Source organism: Massilia sp. LC238 (assembly GCF_000735635.1).
Taxonomy (GTDB): Bacteria; Pseudomonadota; Gammaproteobacteria; order Burkholderiales; family Burkholderiaceae_D; genus Telluria; species Telluria varians.
In genome coordinates, this window is the sequence record NZ_JNNN01000044.1 from 1 (window position 1) to 19,110 (window position 19,110).

Annotated in this window: 19 protein-coding genes; 12 read left to right on the forward strand and 7 right to left on the reverse strand. The window is 68.7% G+C overall.

What is annotated here, in order from left to right; all coding sequences use genetic code 11:
• Positions 1 to 129: 129 nt before the first annotated feature.
• From FG94_RS12100 to FG94_RS27665, 7 genes are all read left to right on the forward strand, one after another.
• The gene (locus tag FG94_RS12100) at positions 130 to 405 is read left to right on the forward strand and encodes a hypothetical protein (protein WP_036211783.1); all 276 of its coding nucleotides are present in this window, start codon (positions 130 to 132) and stop codon (positions 403 to 405) included.
• A gap of 15 nt (positions 406 to 420) precedes the next feature.
• Entirely contained in the window at positions 421 to 1,593 is a 1,173-nt protein-coding gene (locus FG94_RS12105; protein ID WP_036211786.1) for a diguanylate cyclase, read from the forward strand.
• Positions 1,594 to 1,781: 188 nt separating this feature from the next.
• Positions 1,782 to 2,927, forward strand: coding sequence for a diguanylate cyclase (locus FG94_RS26025; protein ID WP_152570956.1), 1,146 nt, complete (start codon positions 1,782 to 1,784; stop codon positions 2,925 to 2,927).
• Between the two features lie 118 nt (positions 2,928 to 3,045).
• On the forward strand, positions 3,046 to 3,864 hold the full coding sequence (locus tag FG94_RS12115; RefSeq protein WP_036211789.1) for an ABC transporter substrate-binding protein: 819 nt from the start codon (positions 3,046 to 3,048) through the stop codon (positions 3,862 to 3,864).
• Between the two features lie 22 nt (positions 3,865 to 3,886).
• Positions 3,887 to 6,964: a hybrid sensor histidine kinase/response regulator gene (locus FG94_RS12120; protein ID WP_161783963.1), complete on the forward strand. Its 3,078-nt coding sequence runs from the start codon at positions 3,887 to 3,889 to the stop codon at positions 6,962 to 6,964.
• On the forward strand, positions 6,961 to 8,121 hold the full coding sequence (locus tag FG94_RS12125; protein ID WP_229445930.1) for a two-component system response regulator: 1,161 nt from the start codon (positions 6,961 to 6,963) through the stop codon (positions 8,119 to 8,121). Before FG94_RS12120 ends, FG94_RS12125 begins: the two co-directional genes overlap by 4 nt.
• Positions 8,122 to 8,210: 89 nt before the next feature.
• Positions 8,211 to 8,699: a hypothetical protein gene (locus tag FG94_RS27665; protein ID WP_036211795.1), complete on the forward strand. Its 489-nt coding sequence runs from the start codon at positions 8,211 to 8,213 to the stop codon at positions 8,697 to 8,699.
• Here FG94_RS27665 and FG94_RS12135 read toward each other — a convergent pair.
• The 6 genes from FG94_RS12135 to FG94_RS12160 all read right to left on the reverse strand — a co-directional run bounded on the left by FG94_RS12135 (position 8,696) and on the right by FG94_RS12160 (position 13,157).
• Positions 8,696 to 8,983 carry a hypothetical protein gene (locus FG94_RS12135; protein ID WP_036211798.1) on the reverse strand — a complete coding sequence of 96 codons (288 nt, stop codon included), beginning with the start codon at positions 8,981 to 8,983 and terminating at the stop codon, positions 8,696 to 8,698. The two genes, FG94_RS27665 and FG94_RS12135, sit on opposite strands and share 4 nt — an antisense overlap.
• 174 nt (positions 8,984 to 9,157) lie before the next feature.
• The gene (locus FG94_RS12140) at positions 9,158 to 9,802 is read right to left on the reverse strand and encodes an ABC transporter ATP-binding protein (RefSeq protein ID WP_036211801.1); all 645 of its coding nucleotides are present in this window, start codon (positions 9,800 to 9,802) and stop codon (positions 9,158 to 9,160) included.
• 9 nt (positions 9,803 to 9,811) lie between these two features.
• On the reverse strand, positions 9,812 to 10,603 hold the full coding sequence (phnE, locus tag FG94_RS12145; protein WP_036211803.1) for a phosphonate ABC transporter, permease protein PhnE: 792 nt from the start codon (positions 10,601 to 10,603) through the stop codon (positions 9,812 to 9,814).
• On the reverse strand, positions 10,600 to 11,421 hold the full coding sequence (locus FG94_RS12150; protein WP_036211805.1) for an ABC transporter permease: 822 nt from the start codon (positions 11,419 to 11,421) through the stop codon (positions 10,600 to 10,602). The genes phnE and FG94_RS12150 overlap by 4 nt, the downstream gene beginning before the upstream one ends.
• Positions 11,421 to 12,248, reverse strand: a complete 828-nt coding sequence (locus tag FG94_RS12155; RefSeq protein ID WP_036211807.1) for a phosphonate ABC transporter ATP-binding protein — start codon at positions 12,246 to 12,248, stop codon at positions 11,421 to 11,423. The genes FG94_RS12150 and FG94_RS12155 overlap by 1 nt, the downstream gene beginning before the upstream one ends.
• 21 nt (positions 12,249 to 12,269) lie before the next feature.
• Positions 12,270 to 13,157: a putative selenate ABC transporter substrate-binding protein gene (locus tag FG94_RS12160; protein ID WP_036211810.1), complete on the reverse strand. Its 888-nt coding sequence runs from the start codon at positions 13,155 to 13,157 to the stop codon at positions 12,270 to 12,272.
• Between the two features lie 165 nt (positions 13,158 to 13,322).
• Between FG94_RS12160 and egtD the strand changes: the two genes are divergently transcribed.
• From egtD to FG94_RS12185, 5 genes are all read left to right on the forward strand, one after another.
• A complete protein-coding gene (egtD, locus tag FG94_RS12165) occupies positions 13,323 to 14,294 on the forward strand; it encodes an L-histidine N(alpha)-methyltransferase (RefSeq protein WP_051996574.1) in 972 nt (323 codons plus the stop codon).
• Entirely contained in the window at positions 14,294 to 15,520 is a 1,227-nt protein-coding gene (gene egtB, locus FG94_RS12170; protein ID WP_036211816.1) for an ergothioneine biosynthesis protein EgtB, read from the forward strand. The genes egtD and egtB overlap by 1 nt, the downstream gene beginning before the upstream one ends.
• Entirely contained in the window at positions 15,517 to 16,455 is a 939-nt protein-coding gene (locus FG94_RS12175; RefSeq protein WP_051996576.1) for a YihY/virulence factor BrkB family protein, read from the forward strand. Before egtB ends, FG94_RS12175 begins: the two co-directional genes overlap by 4 nt.
• 132 nt (positions 16,456 to 16,587) lie before the next feature.
• The gene (locus tag FG94_RS12180; protein ID WP_036211819.1) at positions 16,588 to 16,788 is read left to right on the forward strand and encodes a hypothetical protein; all 201 of its coding nucleotides are present in this window, start codon (positions 16,588 to 16,590) and stop codon (positions 16,786 to 16,788) included.
• Between the two features lie 51 nt (positions 16,789 to 16,839).
• The gene (locus tag FG94_RS12185; RefSeq protein WP_036211822.1) at positions 16,840 to 18,057 is read left to right on the forward strand and encodes a glycosyltransferase; all 1,218 of its coding nucleotides are present in this window, start codon (positions 16,840 to 16,842) and stop codon (positions 18,055 to 18,057) included.
• On the opposite strand, the gene selD is transcribed toward FG94_RS12185, so the two are convergent.
• Positions 18,054 to 19,109: a selenide, water dikinase SelD gene (gene selD / locus FG94_RS12190; protein ID WP_036211824.1), complete on the reverse strand. Its 1,056-nt coding sequence runs from the start codon at positions 19,107 to 19,109 to the stop codon at positions 18,054 to 18,056. The genes FG94_RS12185 and selD overlap by 4 nt on opposite strands.
• Between the last annotated feature and the right edge of the window lies 1 nt (position 19,110).

Below are 19,110 nucleotides of genomic sequence, written 5' to 3' on the forward strand. Positions count from 1 at the left end.
GAAGGGAGGGTGGCTGGTCGGGCGAGGCGGACATGACGCCAGTATAGGCGAGCGCTCTCCCCAAGGGACTAGCTTGTTCTGCGGCATCGCTTTCTGATAAGCTGGCCATCCGAACAAAGACCGACTCCCATGTTCCTGGACCATCCTTCCATCACCGCCACCAACGCCCAGACCGAGCCCGACCGTCTCGAGCGCCTGCAGCGCGTGTACGGCTACGCGATGGCCCTGGCCGACAGCGCCGGCAACGCCGGTTTCGTCGACAAGCTGACCCAGCTTCACGACCACAAGGGCACCCTGATCGTGTTCTGGCACGCGCCCCCGAGTCCCGAGGAGCAGGATTATTTCAGCCGCGCCTGGGCCAGCAAGGTGGGCGACGGCACCACCCTGGTCGAACACGAGTACTGACAGTAGAACCGACACATGACGAACCTGGACGCGACCACGATGGTGTTGGTGCTGGCCCTGGGCAACCTGGCCCTGTGCGCGCTGCTGACCTTCTTCGACCACGGCCCCGTGCGCCCGGCGGCCTTGAGCGCCTGGGCCTTGTCGAAGCAGGTGCAGGCGGGCGCCTGGACCCTGCTGGCGCTGGGCGGGGCCGGCGTGGTGCCCGAAGCGCTGGCGCTGCCGGGCGGCTATGCGCTGCTGTTCGCCGGCGTCGCCATCGAGGGCGGCGCGTCCTGGCAGGAGGCCGGCCGCGACGGCTGGCGCCGTCCCACCCTGCTGGCTGGCGGGCTGGCGATCCTGGTCTTCCTGCTCTGCTACCTGGTCGACGAGCAGGGGCTGCGCAGTCTGGCGGCGTCGCTGCTGCTCGGCGCCCTCTACCTGAACTGTGCAGCGGCGCTGGCCGCCGGCTGGCGCCAGGCCAGCCTGCTGCAGCGCTTCCTGGCTCTGGTGACCGCCGTGCTGGCGCTGCTGGTGGCGGCGCGCGGCCTGTCGGTGTTGCTGCTGCCGGGCGGCTGGCGCTGGCTGTCGAGCGAACTGCTGCGCCAGTTCTCCAGCGCCGCGCTGTATCTCCTGATGCTGGCCAACGCCTTCGGCGTGCTGTTGCTGGGACGCGAACGCCTGGGGCGCGAACTGGCGCGCCTCGAGGTGGTGGACCCGCTCACCGACGTGCCGAACCGGCGCGGCTTCTTCAATGCCCTGGCGCCCTGGATGGCGCTGGCGCGCCGGCCCGGCCTGCCGACCGCGCTGGTGGTGCTCGATCTCGACCAGTTCAAGCGCGTCAACGACGGCTACGGCCACCCGGCCGGCGACGCCGTGCTGCGCCACGTGGTGGACCTGTGCAAGCGCCAGCTGCGCGATTCCGACCTGGTGGGGCGTCTGGTAGGCGTGGAGTTCGCGATCCTGCTGCCGCGCACCAACCTGGACGAGGCTCTGCTGGTGGCCGAGCGCATCCGCGCCGCGATCGCCAGTTCGCCGGTCAAGAGCGAACGCGCGATGATCGCCATGACGGCCAGCTTCGGCGTGACCGTGATCCGCCCGGAAGACAGCACCGTGACCCTGTTCCAGCGCGCCGACGACGCCCTGCGCGCGGCCAAGGAGGCCGGGCGCAACCGGGTCAGCCAGGCGGCGGCCGTGACTGTCGAGAGCTAGATGCCGCTGCCCCGGCCGGCTGGAATCGGCCGGGAGAGGACAGGCGACAACAAGAACATGTTTCTTCTGGACATCTTTGTCCGAGCCTGACAAGATATTGAAAGTTACATGTCCGCAAACAATGTTGACCTCACGTTAAGAGGCGCGGTGCGGGCGACAACATTCCTTCACCAGCTCTCGATGACGTCGTGACCACCAATCAGCCCATGGGCGAATCCGACCTGGCGCTTGCGCGCGCGACAGGTTTTTCGGAATGTGCGATTGCGCTTCGTCGCGCACTGAGCACCACGCCGGTCGGCTGGCTGCTTGCCGCGTGGTTTTGCCGGGACCATGTGCCGATGCAGTCGATCGCATTGTGGCTGGGCAGCGCCGCCGCGATCTGGGCCGGCAGCCTGTGGGTCCTGCAGCGGATGATCGGCGCCGGCTCGACGCTGGCGATGCATGGCGTCCGCCTGCGCTGGATCGCCGCACTGGACGGCTTCGCATGGGGGCTCTTGACCTGGTTCCTGATCGGCTACGACCCGGCGCTCGACGCCATCCTGATGGCGCTGCTGTGCGGCGTCACCTCGATCAACGCCCAGGTGTACGGCACCTTCGTGGTGGCTTATTACGGACAAATCGGCATGCAGTGGGCGGTATCGGTGTCGGGATTGCTGCTGCTTGCCGGCACCCCGAGCGCGCTCGACTACGCTGCCGGCCTGAGCGTATTCATTGCCCTGACTGCCTACTATACGCGCGCGATCTCGCAGCGTTTGCTCGAAGGGATACGCCTGCAGCATGCCAATGCTTCCCTGGCGGCGCAGTTGCGCGCGGCGCTGCAGAAAGTCGAGCTCGATGCGGCGACCGATGCGCTGACCGGGCACTGGAACCGCCGGGCGCTCGATGACGTCCTCAAGCAGCAGGTGGCGCAGTTTGCTTCCTCGGGCCGGCCTTTCTCGATCCTGATGCTTGACATCGACTTCTTCAAGCACATCAACGACGAATTCGGCCACATGGTGGGCGACGACGTCCTGCGCGCCTTCGCGCAGGCGCTGCGCAGCTTCCTGCGTTCCAACGATGTGTGTGCGCGTTTCGGCGGCGAGGAGTTCGTCGTCGTGCTGCCGGAAACCTCGCTGGCTACCGCGATGGAGGTGGGCGAACGTATCCGTACCGGCATCGCCCAGGCGCCCCTGTTGAACAAGCCGAGAGTGCAGGCCACGGTCTCCATCGGCGTGGCGACCATGACGGAAGGCCAGGGCATCAAGGATCTGTTTGCCGCCGCCGATGCGGCGGTCTACCTCGCCAAGAACGAAGGGCGCAATCAGGTGCGTTCGCAGATGCTCCTCGCGGCCTGAAGCGACGCGCGACCGGCGCTGTCGTTTTCCATGCTGAATTCTCGTTTTTACTGTTGTTTGGAAACTTCTGGTGGCATACTTGTGTTGTTCGTTCAACCATGCCTCTTGCCAGCTGTCCATGCGCCGCTACCTGCTTTCCGCCCTGGCCGTCTGTTGCCTGCTTGCGCATGCCTGGGCGCAGGCCGCGTCGGGTGAGCACCTCACCCTGTGTTTCGAGCGCCAGGAAGTGCGGCCCTGGCGCACCCTCGATGGCGGCGGGCTGAACTTCGAACTGCTGGCCGAGGTCGCGAAACGCACAGGCGTCACCTTCGATTATCAAAGCATGCCCTGGAAGCGCTGCCTCGAGCAGCTCAAGGCGAACCAGGTCGGCGGGGCCTTCGCGGTCAGCTTCAACCGCGAGCGCATGGCGCTCGGCGCCTACCCGGGCGTGGCCGCGGGCGCGTCCGACCCGCGCGTCGACGCCTCCAAGCGCATGCACCTCGATACCTACATGCTGGTGCGCCCGCGCGGCAGCCGCCTCGACTGGGACGGCAAGAGCATCCGCAACCTGGACGGCCGCATCGGCTTCCAGCTCGGCTATTCGGTGGGCGATTTCCTGCGCGCGCAGGGCGTGGCGACCGACGACGGCAGCCAGCGTTCGGACGAACTGATGCAGAAACTGGTCGCCGGCCGCCTGGCGGGCGCCGCGATGGGCGGTGGCGATGCCGCGCGCCTGATGCGCGGTCCGCATGGCAAGCGGCTCGAAATGCTGCCGCTGCCGCTGATGGAAAAACCCTATTTCCTGGTGCTGTCGAACGCCCTGGCCACCAGTCAGCCGCAGCTGGCCACGCGCCTGTGGAATGCGATCGAAGAGGTGCGCAACAGTCCCGCCTACCGCAAGCGCGAACAGCAGGAGCTCGGCGGCCGACGGCTCGGCAGTCGCGGGGGAGATCATTAACGGCCGCCGTAGCCGGGTGCGCGTGGTGCCGCGCCGCCTGGTCGAGAATTGGCGCCAGAATATCGTGTTCCGGCTCGGCGCCGGCATCGTGCTCGCAGTCGCGCTGTCGACCGGGGTGTATACCACCTATACGCTGCATACCCTGCGCCTGGACGCCGACGCGCGCCTGCAGGAACGCATGGAGCGCCAGGCGCGCGTGCTGTCGCAGGCGCTGGCGCGCCCGCTGTTCGACATCAACAGCGCCGCGGTGTCCTCGGTGGTGGACGCGCTCGGCGCGACGCCCGAAGTGCAGACCCTGCGCGTGCTGGCTCCGGACGGCAGCCTGATCGCGGCGCTCGGCAGCCACGACGACACCCGGGCCGAATTGTGGATACGCCAGCGGATCCACTACAACGACGGCACCCGCAAGTACCCGGTGGGAGCGATCGAGCTGGCCTTCTCGCGCGAACAGATCGACGAGGACCTGCGCAAGCAGATCGTGCATACGGCTAGCGCCAATATCCTGCTCACGCTGGCCATCGTGGCCTGCGTGTTCGTGGTCGGGCGGCGCATGTCGCAGCCCTTCGCCGACATCCAGGACGCGCTCGAGAAGCTGGCGCGCGGCGAGACCGACATCCGGCTGTCCGGCATCGGCCGGCGCGACCAGGTCGGGCGCCTGTCGTCGGCGGTGCGCAGTTTCCGCGACACCCTGAACCGGCTGCGCCAGGCCGAGCAGGTGACCAACGGCCTGCTGCGCGAGAAGAGCCGCATCGAGCAGCAGTTGCGCGAACTGAACGAGGACCTGGAGCAGAAGATCGCCGCCCGCACCGAGGAACTGACCCAGTCGAACCTGCGCGCGGAGGCGGCAAACGTGGCCAAGTCCGAGTTCCTGGCCAACATGAGCCACGAGATCCGCACCCCGATGAGCGCGATCATCGGCATGGCCTACCTGGCGCTGCGCACCGACCTCAATCCCAAGCAGCAGGACTACGTCGGCAAGATCCACCGGGCCGCGCTGTCGCTGCTCGGGATCATCAACGACATCCTCGACTTTTCCAAGATCGAGGCGGGCAAGCTCGACGTCGAGCAGGTGCCGTTCTGCCTGGACGAGGTGCTCGGCAACGTGGCCAGCGTCACCAGCCAGCGCGCCGCCGACAAGCGCCTCGAATACCTGTTCCACGTGCCGCACGCGGTGCCGCGCAAGCTGGTGGGCGACCCGCTGCGCCTGGGCCAGGTCCTGATCAACCTGGTCAACAACGCGGTCAAGTTCACGCCAGCGGGGGAGATCCAGCTGTCCTGCATCCCGCTGAAAGGCGCCGAGCCGGGACGCGTGAAGCTGCGCTTCGCCGTGCGCGACACCGGCATCGGCATCGGCGAGGAGCAGCAGGCCAAGCTGTTCCGCGCCTTCAGCCAGGCCAACGGCTCGACCACGCGCGAGTACGGCGGCACCGGCCTGGGGCTGTCGATCTCGCAGCAGCTGGTGGGCCTGATGGGCGGGCGCATCGCGGTCGACAGCGCCCCCAGTGCCGGCTCGACCTTCCACTTCGACCTCGATTTCGCCCTGTCGGGCGAACCCGAGTCGACGCTGGTGGCGCCGCCGGAGCTGACCGGCGCGCGCGTGCTGGTGGTCGACGACAGCGCGCTGGCGCGCGCCATCCTTCGCGAGGCCCTGGCGGCGCTGCCGCTGCGAGTCGAGTGCGCATCGGATGCGCGCCACGCCGAAGGCGCCATCATCGCGGCCGATGCCGCCGGCATGCCTTACCGCCTGGTTCTGACGGACTGCACCATGCCGCGCATGGATGGCATCGAGCTGGTGCGCCGCATCAGAGCGAACAAGGACTTGTGCGCGCCTCCGCTGACCGTGCTGGTGACCGCTTTCGGGCGCGAGGACGTGCAGGCCAGTGCGGAAGAGGCGGGCGTCAACGGCTTCCTGTTCAAGCCCTTCGTGCAGTCGGCGCTGTCCGGCACCCTGGCCGGCCTGTTCACTGCCGCCCAGGCGGGCGGGGGCGGCGCCATCGTCGCGCGCGCCCAGGCGCATGGCGCGCGCGTGCTGGTGGTCGAGGACAACCTGGTCAACCAGCAGATCGCGCGCGAGCTGCTCGAAGCCCAGGGCGTGGACGTGGACGTGGCCTCGACCGGCCAGCAGGCCCTGGAAAAGCTGTTCGACGCCGGCCCCGGCGCCTACCGCCTGGTGCTGATGGACCTCGAGATGCCGCAGCTCGACGGCCACGCGGCCACGGTCGAGCTGCGCAAGGACCCGCGCTTCGACGAGCTGCCGGTGATCGCGATGACGGCGCATGCGCTGGCCGAGATCCGCGAGCGCTGCCTGAGCGAAGGGATGCAGGATTACATCACCAAGCCGGTCGATCCGGAAAAGCTGTACGCCACCCTGGCGCGCTGGATGGGCAAGGCGATGCCGGCGCGGTTTGCGACGCCCGCGCTGCCGGGCCAGGACCATGCCGCCGAGCTGGCGCCGCTGCCGGGCCTGGCCGGCATCGATGCGGGCTTCGGCCTGCGCAACGTCGGCGGCAACAGCGCCCTTTACGTCGAGCTGCTGGACCGCTTCCGCAGCTCCCAGCGCGACGCCGGCTGCAGCATACGCAGCGACTTCGACGGCGGCCGCCTGCGCGAGGTGGCCAGCCGTGCGCATTCGCTGCGCGGGGTGGCCGGCAACATCGGCGCACGCGAGCTGATGTCGCTGGCGCGCGAGATCGAAGAGCTGGCCGCCCGGCCGGCGCTGCGCGAGCCTGAGCTTGCCGCGCTCGAGCGCAGCGTGGCGGCGCTCGAGCGCGCCATGGCCGACCTGATGGATGCGCTCGACTGCTACTTCGCCAACGCCCCTGAAGTGCCGGCCGCGGCGCCGCGCGAGAACGGCGAGCCGGACCGCAGCGACACCGAGCGCGCCCACGCGGCCGCGGCCCAGCTGGAACGCCTGCTGGCCGAGTTCTCGGGCGAAGCCACCGATTATTTCGACACAGTGCGCGCTTCCCTGGGCCGCCTGCTCGGCCCGGGCGCGCTGGCGCGCCTCGAGGCGCACCTGTCGCGTTACGAATTCGAAGAGGCGCGCCTGGTGCTGACCCAGGCCAGCGGCGCTTCTTCCTCCATTGCGGAACAACTATGAATTCATTGAAGGACCGGATGCCGCAGGACGCGCAGCATGACCGACCATACCGGCCGACGATCCTGATTGTCGACGATACGCCGGACAACATCATGCTGCTGTCGCGCCTGCTGAAGGACAAGTACCACACCAAGGTCGCCACCAACGGCAGCACCGCGCTGCAGGTCGCCGCGGCCACCCCGGACCTGGACCTGATCCTGCTCGATGTGATGATGCTGGGGATGGACGGCTACGAGACCTGCCGCCAACTGAAGGCCAACCCGGCCACCAGCGACATCCCGGTGATCTTCCTGACCGCGAAGAACCAGATCGAGGACGAGGCGATGGGCCTGTCGGTGGGCGCGGTCGACTACCTCGGCAAGCCGATCAGCCCGCCGATCCTGTTCGCGCGCGTCTCGACCCACCTGACCCTGCGCTCCGCGCGCAAGCTGTTGCAGGAGCATAACGAGAACCTGGAACGCATGGTCCAGCAGCGCACCGCGCAGCTGCTCCTGATGCAGGAAGCCCTGATCCTGGCGATGGGGGCGATGGCCGAGACCCGCGACAGGACGCTCGATGGCCTGAGCGGCAACCACATCCGCCGCACCCAGCGCTACATGCGCGCGCTGGCGATGAAGCTGCGCAGCCACCCGCGCTTCGCTGCCAGCCTGAGCGACGAGAACATCGAGCTGATGACCAAGTCGGCGCCGCTGCACGACATCGGCAAGGTCGCCATTCCCGACCGCATCCTGCAGAAGCAGGGCAAGCTCGACCCGGAGGAATTCGAGGTGATGAAGCTGCACGCGGCCTACGGGCGCGACACCATCATGCTGGCCGAGAAGCACTTGGGCGGCAGCAACAGCTTCCTGATGTTCGCGCGCGAGATCGCCCATTCGCACCAGGAGAAATGGGGCGGCAGCGGCTACCCGGAAAACCTGAGCGGCGACGCGATCCCGGTCTCGGCGCGCCTGATGGCGGTGGCCGACGTCTACGATGCGCTGATCTCGCGCCGCGTCTACAAGCCGCCGTTCTCCCACGCGCAGTCGCTCGAGATCATGCGCCAGGGCCGCGGCACGCATTTCGACCCGGACGTGCTGGACGCCTTCTTTGCGATCGAGGCGGAATTCGCCGGCATCGCGCGGGAGTTTGCGGACGAGGACGGACACGACGCGGGGTAAGGCGTCACATCACAGTGGGTGACGCACACCGTGGCACTCGGCGGGCAAATCGACTATATTGTTTAGCTTGTTGAACGATGGAGTCAGTAATGCCCAGGAAGTCCGCTGCCGTCCCGGCGGCAGCCAAGGGAGCCGCGCGTGCGAAAGCCGCGCCTGCCAAAGCAGTCAAACCTGCCGCGAAGCCGGCCGCCAAGGCAGCAAAGCCTGCCAAACCCGCTGCCAAACCCACCGTCAAGGTAGCCGCGAAGGCGGCGGCGAAGTCGCTGGCCGCCCCGGTGGCGAAACGCGCCGCGCGCAAGGCGGCAGCCCCGGCCGCGGTACGCCAGGCCGACACCGCGCGCCCGGTCCTGGTGCGCGACAGCTTCACCATGCCCGAGCAGGAATACGCCGTGCTTGCCGAGGTCAAGCAGGCCTGCCTGCGCGCCGGCATCGACGTCAAGAAGAGCGAGCTGCTGCGCATCGGCGTGGCCCTGCTGGGCCAGGTCGACATCGCGACCCTCAAGGCGGTGCTGGCGGCGCTGCCTCAGCTCAAGACTGGAAGGCCGCCGGCCAGCCAGCCAGGACTAAGCGCGTCCTAGTGTATCGAGGCGCTGGTGAGCTCCTTGAGTTCGCGGATCGGGATGTTCGATTTCTCGTGCATGCGCAGCAGGATCGTGGCGCCGACGTTAAGCTTGCGGTGGCGGATCTTGCTGATGATCGGCGGCTGCACCTCGAGTACGCGGCACAGCTCGGCATCATTCTTCAGCTGCATGCGCTCGATCAGGGTGTCGAGCAGTTTGTTGGGCACGAAGCTCGACGGCTCCAGGGCACGGGCCCGGTGCATCGCGGCGAGCATTTCCTGTTTTTTCTGTCGTACGCTCATGGTGCTTCTCCGAATATAAAAACGATAATTCGGGACAGATCGACTTGTTCTGGAAATAGCCCCCTTTTGTCACGGCTCTTGTGGTGGGGTCGTTGTGATATTACTACGATTGCGCTGCACGCGATTTGCGAATTGAACGTAACGGACCGCAACATCGGTCTTTCTTCGCGGAATTTACGCTAATTTCAATCCGGAACGTGTCAGGAGCAGCACCTTGTCGGCCATGGCGGCCGCCGCGTGGGAGTGGGTGACCATGATGGCGCCGGCGCCGCTCGCGCGGGTTTCGCGGCGCAGCAGCTCGAGGATGCCCCCGGCCGTCTCGGGGTCGAGGTTGCCGGTCGGCTCGTCCGCCAGCAGCAGGGCGGGGCGGTGCACCAGCGCGCGGGCGATCGCCACGCGCTGCAGTTCGCCGCCGGACAGCTGGCGCGGGAAGTCGTTGCCGCGTCCGGCCAGGCCGACCGCGGCCAGCATCTCGTCGGCGCGCCCGTCCGGTGTGCGGTTCAGCAGCAGCGGCAGCGCCACGTTCTGGCGCAGCGTCAGGTGCGGCAGCACGTGGAAGGCCTGGAAGATGAAGCCCATGCGGGTGCGGCGCAGGCGGGTCGCCGCGGCGTCGTCGAGCGCCGACATCGGCGTGCCGTCCACGATCACCTGGCCCGCGTCGGGCGCGTCCAGGCCCGCGATGATGTTCAGCAGGGTCGACTTGCCGACCCCCGACTCGCCCATGATGGCCACGAACTCGCCGGCCCGGAAGGCATGCGACAGCTGCGACAGCACCGTGCGGCCACCGTAGGATTTGGTCAGGTTGTCGAGGACGAGCATCGCGATCTCTTAGCGGGTCAGCGTACGGCGCAGCGCGAAGCTGAGGGCATCCACGCTGGCCACCAGCAGCAGCATCGCGATCACGACGGTGGCCGCGCTCTGCATCTGGAACAGCGACAGGTGGTATTTCAGCATCTGGCCCAGCCCGCCGGCGCCGACCACGCCCAGTACGGCGGCCGCGCGGATGTTGTTCTCCCAGCGGTACAGGGTATAGGACAGCATCTGCGGCAGGGCCTGCGGCAGGGTAGCGTACAGGAAGGCGGCGAGCGGTGCCGCGCCGTTGGTGCGCAGGCTCGCTTCCGGCAGCGGCTCGACGTTCTCGAGGGCGTCGGCGAACAGGCGCCCCAGTACGCCGCTGGTGTGCGCCGCCAGCGCCAGCGTGCCGGCGAAGGGGCCGAGGCCGGCCGCGACCAGCAGCAGCGCAGCCCACACCAGTTCCGGGATCGAGCGCAGGATGTTCAGCAGCGCCCGGGTCAGGCCGCGCAGCACCCGGCCAAGGCGGCCGGCTGCGGGCAGGGCCAGCAGCATGCCGCCGACCACCGCCAGCAGGGTGCCGACCAGGGACATGGCCAGCGTCTCCCACAGTGCGCCGGCGGTCTTGGCGAGGAAGGCGCGGCCGGTCTCGGGCGGCGTGAAGCCGGCCAGGAATTCCGCGCCGGACGCCAGCGCCTCGGGCGTAAAGAAGGCCGACCATTGCAGCGGCAGCGAGGCAAAGCTTGCCACCACCAGGGCGGCCAGCGCCAGCAGCAGCACCGGGGTGCCCCAGCTGCGCGGCGGCGGTGGCGGCAACTGCGGGTTCATCCGAGCCTCCGGCGCAGCAGTTTGGAGACCAGGTCGGCCAGCGCCACCAGCAGCACGAACATGATCAGCATGGTGGACACTTCGCCGCCCGCCATCATCTTGGTCGACTCTTCCATGCGCTGGCCCAGGCCGCCGGCGCCGACGAAGCCCATCACCGCCGAGCCACGGATCGCGCATTCCCAGCGGTAGACGGTGTAGGACACCAGTTCGGCGCTCGATTCCGGCAGGGCGCCGTACAGGAGGGCCGGGAGGCGTCCGCTGCCGTTGGCCAGCAGGATGTCGGTCGCATGGGCGCTGGACGATTCCAGGATCTCGGCATAGACCTTGGCCAGCATGCCCGAATAGGCCAGGGCGATGGCCAGCACCCCGGCGGTCGGCCCGAGCCCGACGATGCGCACGAACAGCAGCGCCCACACCAGCTCGGGCACGCTGCGCAGCAGCACCAGCACCCAGCGCAGCAGCTGGCGCACCAGCGCAGCCAGCGGGTGCATGCGTCCGGTGCCGAGGCGCGAAATCGACAGGCGCTCGCTGATGAGCATGGTGGCCGGAATCGCGCCCAGCAGGGCCAGCGAGAGGCCGGCGGTGGCGATGGCCACGGTCTGCCAGGTTTCGCGCAGCACCATGGCCAGGAACTCGCCCTCGAGCGAGGGACGCAGGAAATCGGACAGGAAGTGCCAGGCCGCCGCCAGGCTTTGCGGGTCGAACAGCAGCCAGGGCTTGAACTCGCTGGCCGCCAGCATCGGCCACAGGAGCAGCAGGCCGACGAGCGTGGCGCTGACGCGGCCGCGCCAGGCCGGGTCCGGATGGGAGGCCTTCATCAGAAGCAGGCGCCGACGGCGATCCGCTCGGGCGACTCGTGCGGGGGCTGGGAAGGCGCTTCGACCGCCTCGTTCTCGTACAGGGCGGCGATCATGGCGTCGCTCACCGCGCTAGTCGCCGCATCGAACACGATGCGCCCGGCGCGCAGGCCGACCAGGCGCGGGAAGTGGGCGCGCGCCATCTCGACCTGGTGCAGGCTGCACACCAAGCTAGCCTTGCGCGCCGAGGCTTCCTGCTGCAGCGTGGCCAGGGTATGGCGCGCCAGCGCCGGGTCGAGCGCGGAGATCGGCTCGTCGACCAGGAAGGCTTCGGCGCTGGAGAGCAGCAGGCGTGCCAGGCCGCAGCGCTGGCGTTCGCCGCCCGACAGGCGGTCGACGCGCGCATACAGCTTGTCGCCCAGGCCAAAGCGCGCCAGGGCGGCGTGGGCCGCATCCGGGTCGCTCGGGCGCACCAGCGAGGCGAAGGCCTGCCACAGGCTCATGTGGGGCAGGCGCGCGGCCAGCACCGCGGTGACCACGCGCTGGCGCGGCGGCAGCGGCGGGGTCTGCGGCGCCAGGAACAGGCGCGCGCGCAGGCGGTGGCGTGCCGATTGCGGCAGAGCCCAGGGGTCTTGTCCGAACACGGAGAAGCCGCCCACGTCCGAGGACTGCGGGCGGTGGGCGCAAGCGAGGGTGGCGAGCAGGGTGGTCTTGCCGGCGCCGGAAGGGCCGATCAGGGCCAGCTGCTCGCCGGGAGCGACGTCCAGGTCGAGTTCATGGAGGGCGGCCGGCGCCTGCGCCGTTGCCGCCAGGTGGCGTACCGTGAGTTTCTCGAGCCGGAAAGTCATCGCGCAGCAGCCAGCTCCCGATTACTTCAGCAGGCCGGCGTTGCGCGCCGCGGCCTCGATCGCGCCGTAGTTCGCGGTCCTGGTCGGGACGAACCTGGTGGCGCGCTGCAGGTCCAGGATCTGCTTGCCTTCCGGGGTCGAGGCATCCAGCGCCAGGAAGGCGTCGGTGATCTTCTTCTGCAGGGCCGGGCTCATGTCGCTGCGCACGGTCCAGTTGTAGTCGTAGTAGCCCGGGGTGGTGTAGAACACGCGCACCACCTTGGGGTCGACCTTCTTCGTTTCCACCAGCTTGTCCCAGACCGAGATGTTCAGGGCGCCGGCGTCGACCTTGCCGCCCGCGACCGCGGCCACGGTGGCGTCATGCGCGCCCGAGAAGGCGACGCGCTTGAGGTCGGTGTCCGGGTTGATCTTCGCGCCCAGCAGGAAGGAGCGCGGCATCAGGTGGCCCGAGGTCGACGATTCCGAGCCGAAGGACAGGGTCTTGCCTTTCAGGTCTTCCAGCTTGTTGATGTCCGGCTTGGTAGTGATGAAGACCGAGCGGAATTTCTCGTCTTCGGCGCGCTGCACCAGCGGCACGACCTGGCCCTTGCTGCGCACGTTGGCCTGCACGAAGGTGAAGCCGCCGAACCAGACCATGTCGATCTTGCGGTTGATCAGGCCTTCGACCGAGGCCGCGTAGTCGGTCACCGGGGTGAACTCGACCTTCAGGCCGGTTGCCTTGGACAGGTACTTGCCCAGCGGCTCGAACTTGCGCTGCAGCTCGGTCGGCGCTTCGTCCGGGATGGCCGAGACGCGCAGCACGCCCGGCGTGTTCTGGGCATAGGCGCCGCTGGCGGCGGCGAAGCTCAGGCTCACCGTAGCGGCGGCGAACATGGTTTTCAGGACACGCGAAGTCGAGTACGAAGTCATGGTTGGCATTCTTATTAAGTAGTAGAAAGTGGTGAACCGGGGACGTCACGGCAGCACGGCTGCGGGAAACGGCGAAAATCCGGAATCCGCTATTATGGCAAAAACAGCAACTGAACCCTATGCCATGGCGCATCCGGCGGTATGGCGGCACGAATGATAACGCTTATGCACATCTCCTGCACACAAGACCGCCCGCGCGCCGCCAATGCCCATGTGGCGGACGAGCTGCACGCCGGCCTCCAGGCCCCTGGCGCCTGGATCTCGCCCAAATTCCTGTACGACGCGCTCGGCTCGAAGCTGTTCGAGGCCATCTGCGAACTGCCCGAGTATTACCCGACCCGCACCGAGGCCGCCATTTTCGCCCGCCACGGGGCCGAGATCGCGCGCGTGGCCGGCCCTGGGGCGACGCTGGTCGACCTGGGCGCCGGCAACTGCGCCAAGGCGGCGGCGCTGTTCCCGCTCTTGAACCCCGCTCAGTACGTGGCGGTCGACATCTCGACCAGCTTCCTGTGCGAGGCCCTGGAGCGCCTGCGCCAGCGCTTCCCGCACATCGACATGGAAGCCCTGGGCATGGACTTTTCCAGCCGCTTCGAGCTGCCCCCGCAGGTACGCGCCGCGCGGCGCCTGTTCTTCTACCCCGGCTCCTCGATCGGCAACTTCACCCCGGACGAGGCCCTGGGTTTCCTGCGTCGCCTGCGCGCCCAGTGCGGCGACGATGGCGGCGTGCTGATCGGCATCGACCTGGCCAAGGACAAGGCCACGCTCGACGCCGCCTATGACGACGCACTCGGGGTCACCGCGGCCTTCAACCTGAATGTGCTGCGCCACGTGAACCACCTGGTCGGGGCCGACTTCGACATCCGCGCCTGGCGCCACCACGGCTTCTACCAGGCCGAGAGCGGCCGCGTCGAGATGCACCTGGAGGCGGTGCGCCGCCAAGAGGTGCACTGGAACTGCGGCGGCAAAGCCTGCTCGCGCGTGTTCGAGCCGGGCGAGCGCATCCACACCGAGAACAGCTACAAGTACCAGCAGGCCGATGCGATCGCCTTGCTGGAACGGTCCGGGTTCGAGGCCACCCGCGTGTGGACCGACCCGCAGCGCTGGTTCGCGGTGATCCACGCACAGGCGATCCACTGATGGGCATCGGGCAGCGCGAAGACCTCCTGCACGCCTTCGACCGGGTGCGCCGGCGCTCGCTCGAGATCGCCGCACCCTTATCTAGCGAGGATTGCTGCGCGCAGTCGATGCCGGACGCCAGCCCCGTCAAATGGCACCTGGCGCATACCACCTGGTTCTTCGAGACCTTCATCCTCGAAGCGCATGAGCCCGGCTTTGCGCCTTTCCACCCGGCCTTCCGGGTGCTGTTCAACTCCTATTACAACGGCATCGGCGCCAAGCATCCGCGCCCCCAGCGCGGCCTGCTCACGCGCCCCGCGCTGGACGAGGTGCGCGCCTACCGCCAGGACGTCGACGGCCGCATCGCCAGGCTGCTGGCGGCAGGCGCCGGGCTTGAAGTCGCCAGGCTGCTCGAACTGGGGCTGCAGCACGAGCAGCAGCACCAGGAACTGATGCTCACCGACCTCAAGCACCTGCTGGCCCAGAACCCGCTGTACCCCGCCTATTCGCCGCAGGAGATGGAGGCCGGCATGGCGCCGGAACCGACCGCCTGGATCGAGTACGACGGCGGCCTGGCCGAAATCGGCTATGGCGGCAGCGGCTTCTGCTTCGACAACGAGCTGCCGCGCCACCGCACCTACGTCGCGCCCTTCGAGCTGGCTTCGCGCCTGGTCACCAATGGCGAGTACCTGGAATTCATCCGGGCCGGCGGCTACCGCGATCCCTCCCTGTGGCTGGCCGAAGGCTGGGACCGGGTATGCAGCGGCGACATCCTGCACCCGCTCTACTGGATGACATCGGACGACGGCGCCTGGAACGAGTTCACCCTGCACGGCGTGCAGGCGCTCGATCCGGCGCGCCCGGTCACCCACGTCTCGCTGTACGAGGCCGACGCCTATGCCCGTTGGCGCGGCGCGCGCCTGCCGACCGAGGCCGAGTGGGAATTCGCCGCGCGCCAGGCCTCGCTCGCCGGCAGCGCCCTGCACCCGGAAGCGGCGGAAGGCGACGGCCTGCTGCAGATGTTCGGGGCCTGCTGGCAGTGGACCAGCAGCAGCTACGCGCCTTACCCCGGCTATGCGCCGGCCGCCGGCGCCATCGGCGAATACAACGGCAAGTTCATGGTCAACCAGTACGTGCTGCGCGGCTCTTCCTGTGCCACGCCCGATGGTCATGCGCGCGCCAGCTACCGCAACTTCTTCCCGGCCGGGGCGCGCTGGCAGTTCACCGGGATCAGGCTGGCCCGATGACGCGGCGCAGGAGCTGGCGCGAGCGCCTGCTGGACCAGCGCGCCAATGCCTGGATCCTGGCGCACCCGCTCAACTTCAGCCTGCAGGTGATCCGGGGTTTCCGCGCCAACCAGGGCCTGCTGCTGGCCGGCGCCGTCGCCTATTACGCCTTGCTGTCGATCGTGCCCTTCCTGATGCTGGCGGTGGTGGCGCTGTCGCACTTCATCGAGCAGGCCGAGCTGCTCGAGACCCTGCAGCGCTACCTGGGCATGCTGGTGCCGGGGCAGTCGCAGCCGATCGTGGACGAGGTGGCGCACTTCCTCGAGAACCGCGAGCTGATCACCTGGGTGCTGGGCGGCACCATGCTGTTCTTCAGTTCGCTAGCCTTCACGGTGCTGGAGAACGCGATGAGCGTGATCTTCATCCACCGGGTGTCGGTCCGGCGCCGCCACTTCCTGGTTTCGGCCGTGCTCCCGTACTGCTACATCCTGGCGCTGGGCGTCGGCGTCATGATCGTGACCCTGGTGGCCGGCGCGCTCGAAGTGCTGGGCAAGGAGAGCATCTGGTTGTTCGGCGTGCAGTGGTCGCTGGGCGGCGTCTCGGGCGCCTTGCTCTACCTGCTCGGGCTGTTCGGCGAAATCCTGGTGCTGACCTCGATCTACCTGGTGATGCCGGTCGGCCGCCTGTCGCTGTGGCACGCGCTGATCGGCGGCTTCAGCGCGGCGCTGCTGTGGGAGATCGCGCGGCGTGTGCTGGTCTGGTATTTCTCGACCCTGTCGCAGGTGAACCTCGTGTACGGCTCGATGACGACGGCGATCGTGGTCATGTTCAGCCTCGAGATCGCGGCCACGCTGCTGCTGCTCGGTGCCCAGGTGATCGCCGAGTACGAACGCGTCGGGCACGGATTGGTCGACCGGCTGCCGGAGCCGATGCATACCGAGCCGCCGCCTGCCTGAGGCGCCTACGCGGCGCGGGTTGCTCTTGCGCCCGGTCAATTTCTTTATCGAAGGCAATGGCACAGTATGGGCTTGCGCGGCCGGCTTGGCTTGGCTCAAGCGCGCGCAAGTTCCATTGAATCGGGAGATGCCATGAGCCAGACAGTCGCTATCGTCCTTCCGCTGCCGGTCGTGCTTGCGCTGATGGTGCTGCTGTTCGTGTTGCTGGTGCTGAGCGCGGTCGTGCTGTCCCTAAATAGTCCGGCGCCGGTCCGGTTCCCGTCGCCGCCAGGCGAGAACGGTGGCCGCGCTGGTGCCGACGATGCCGACGGGCTGCCGGCCGCGCAGTCCTGACCCCATCCCGCGGCTGTCGGCCGCAGCCGGGCTTCGGCTACACTGCCGGGCATGGCTCACTTCTACCTTTGCTGGGAACTCGGCGGCGGCCTCGGGCATGCCGGCCGCCTCAAGTCGATCGCGCTGCCGCTGCGCGCTCGCGGCCACCAGGTCAGCTTCGTGCTGCGCGACCTGGTGCTCACGCGCCGCCTGCTGGTCGACCCCCGGCTCGACGGCATTGCGCGCCTGCAGGCGCCGGTCTGGCTGCACCGCGCCGCCGGCCTGCCGCCGGAGGAAGCCAGCCTGGCCGAGATCCTGCTGGCCTGCGGCTACCTCGATGCGGACGCGCTGGCCGGCCTGTGCGAGGGCTGGCGCGGACTGTTCCGGCAAGGCCGTCCCGACCTGGTGATCGCGGACTACGCGCCCACCGCCATCCTGGCGGCGCGCAGCCTGGGCTTGCCCAGCGCGGCGGTCGGACCGGGCTTCACGATGCCGCCCGCCGGCCAGCCCCTGCCGCCGCTGCGCAGCTGGGAGCCGCCGCAGCCGGCGCGGCTGCGCGCGGGCGAGGCGCGCCTGCTGGACAGCGCCAACCGCGTGCTGGCCGCGCTCGGCGCCGCACCGCTGGCGCGCGGCGCCGAACTGCTGCTGGGGGACCATCCGCTGCTGTGCACCTGGCCCGAACTCGACCACTTCGCGCGCGGCGGCAGCGGCCCCTGGCTGGGGCCGAACCTGCCGCAGCCTGAAGGATGCGCACCCGTATGGCCGGCCGGCGCGGGCAGGCGGGTGTTCGCCTACCTGCGCCGCGGGGTACCGGAAACCGCCGAGGTGCTGGGGGCGCTGCTGCGGCAGGGCTGCCGGGTGCTGTGCTACATGCCCGAGCTGGCCAGCGGCGCGCCGGCGCCGCTCGCGCACCCACATCTAGCCTGGGCGCCGGGACCGGTGACCTTGCCGGAGGCGCTGGCCGGCTGCGAGCTGGTGGTCAGCCACGCGGGAGAAGCCTTGAGCGTGCAGGCCCTGCTGGCCGGGCGGCCGCTCTTGATGCTGCCGCATACGACGGAAGGCTTCCTGATGGCGCGCCGCGTCGCGCAGCTGGGGGCGGGGATCAATGCGATGGAGCAGGCGCGTACGCGCGACTGGGAGGCATTGGTGGCAAGCCTGTTGGGGCAGCCGGGCTACCGCGACGCCGCCGCGGCCTTCGGGCGGCGTCATGCGGGCTTCGATCCGCAGCGCCAGGCCGAGGCGCTGGCGGACCGGTTCGAGGCGCTGGCCGCCGCCAGGGGTAGCGTTTAAGCGACGCTGACGCGCGCAGCGCCTTCGCCCATGCGGCCGATCACGGCGGCATGCTCGAAACCTTCACGGGCGAACAGCGCCAGCACCTCGTCCACGCTGGCCGGGTCGCAGGACACCAGCAGGCCGCCCGAAGTCTGCGGGTCGGTCAGCAGCGCGCGCTGGGCCGGCGTGACGGCGGCCCCGAGGTCGACGTCCTTGCCGTAGGCATCCCAGTTGCGGCCTGAGGCACCGGTGAAGAAGCCGTCCTGGGCCAGCTGCAGCACGCCGGGCAGCAGCGGCACCTTGTCCATCTCCAGCGTGGCCGACAGTCCGGCGCCGCGCGCCAGCTCGAGCAGGTGGCCCAGCAGGCCGAAGCCGGTGACGTCGGTCAGGGCGTGCACGCCCGGCATCTCGGCCAGCAGGCGCCCGGGCTTGTTCAGCTTGGTGGTATTGGCGATCATGGCTGCGTAGCCTTCTTCGCCCAGCGCATCCTTCTTCAGCGCGGCCGACAGCACGCCCACGCCGAGCGGCTTGCCGAGAATGAGCACGTCACCGACTCTGGCGTCGGCATTGCGCTTGATCTTGGACGGATGCACCAGGCCCATCACCACCAGCCCGTAGATCGGCTCGACCGAGTCGATGGTATGGCCGCCGGCGATCGGGATGCCGGCATCGGCGCAGACCGATTCGCCGCCGCGGATGATCTGGCCGATGGTCTCGAGCGGCAGCTTATTGACCGGCATGCCGACCAGGGCCAGGGCCATGATCGGGGTGCCGCCCATCGCATACACGTCCGAGATCGCATTGGTCGCGGCGATTCGGCCGAAGTCGAAGGGATCGTCGACGATCGGCATGAAGAAGTCGGTGGTGGCGATCAGGGCCTGCTCGTCGTTGAGCTTGTAGACGGCGGCGTCGTCGGCCGTCTCGATGCCGACCATCAGCTCCTTCGGCACCGGGAAACCGGCGGACTTGCTCAGGATTTCGGACAGCACGCCCGGCGCGATCTTGCAGCCGCAGCCGCCGCCGTGCGAGAACGAAGTCAGTTTGATTGGTTGGTCAGTCGTCGTGCTCATC

Excerpts from the sequence above, each read along its gene's own strand:
- FG94_RS12100 (WP_036211783.1), top strand. The coding sequence starts at position 130 with ATGTTCCTGGACCATCCTTCCATCACCGCCACCAACGCCCAGACCGAG.
- FG94_RS12105 (WP_036211786.1), top strand. The coding sequence starts at position 421 with ATGACGAACCTGGACGCGACCACGATGGTGTTGGTGCTGGCCCTGGGC.
- FG94_RS12115 (WP_036211789.1), top strand. The coding sequence starts at position 3,046 with ATGCGCCGCTACCTGCTTTCCGCCCTGGCCGTCTGTTGCCTGCTTGCG.
- FG94_RS12125 (WP_229445930.1), top strand. The coding sequence starts at position 6,961 with ATGAATTCATTGAAGGACCGGATGCCGCAGGACGCGCAGCATGACCGA.
- FG94_RS27665 (WP_036211795.1), top strand. The coding sequence starts at position 8,211 with ATGCCCAGGAAGTCCGCTGCCGTCCCGGCGGCAGCCAAGGGAGCCGCG.
- FG94_RS12135 (WP_036211798.1), bottom strand. The coding sequence starts at position 8,983 with ATGAGCGTACGACAGAAAAAACAGGAAATGCTCGCCGCGATGCACCGG.
- FG94_RS12140 (WP_036211801.1), bottom strand. The coding sequence starts at position 9,802 with ATGCTCGTCCTCGACAACCTGACCAAATCCTACGGTGGCCGCACGGTG.
- phnE (WP_036211803.1), bottom strand. The coding sequence starts at position 10,603 with ATGAACCCGCAGTTGCCGCCACCGCCGCCGCGCAGCTGGGGCACCCCG.
- FG94_RS12150 (WP_036211805.1), bottom strand. The coding sequence starts at position 11,421 with ATGAAGGCCTCCCATCCGGACCCGGCCTGGCGCGGCCGCGTCAGCGCC.
- FG94_RS12155 (WP_036211807.1), bottom strand. The coding sequence starts at position 12,248 with ATGACTTTCCGGCTCGAGAAACTCACGGTACGCCACCTGGCGGCAACG.
- FG94_RS12160 (WP_036211810.1), bottom strand. The coding sequence starts at position 13,157 with ATGACTTCGTACTCGACTTCGCGTGTCCTGAAAACCATGTTCGCCGCC.
- egtD (WP_051996574.1), top strand. The coding sequence starts at position 13,323 with ATGCACATCTCCTGCACACAAGACCGCCCGCGCGCCGCCAATGCCCAT.
- egtB (WP_036211816.1), top strand. The coding sequence starts at position 14,294 with ATGGGCATCGGGCAGCGCGAAGACCTCCTGCACGCCTTCGACCGGGTG.
- FG94_RS12175 (WP_051996576.1), top strand. The coding sequence starts at position 15,517 with ATGACGCGGCGCAGGAGCTGGCGCGAGCGCCTGCTGGACCAGCGCGCC.
- FG94_RS12180 (WP_036211819.1), top strand. The coding sequence starts at position 16,588 with ATGAGCCAGACAGTCGCTATCGTCCTTCCGCTGCCGGTCGTGCTTGCG.
- FG94_RS12185 (WP_036211822.1), top strand. The coding sequence starts at position 16,840 with ATGGCTCACTTCTACCTTTGCTGGGAACTCGGCGGCGGCCTCGGGCAT.
- selD (WP_036211824.1), bottom strand. The coding sequence starts at position 19,109 with ATGAGCACGACGACTGACCAACCAATCAAACTGACTTCGTTCTCGCAC.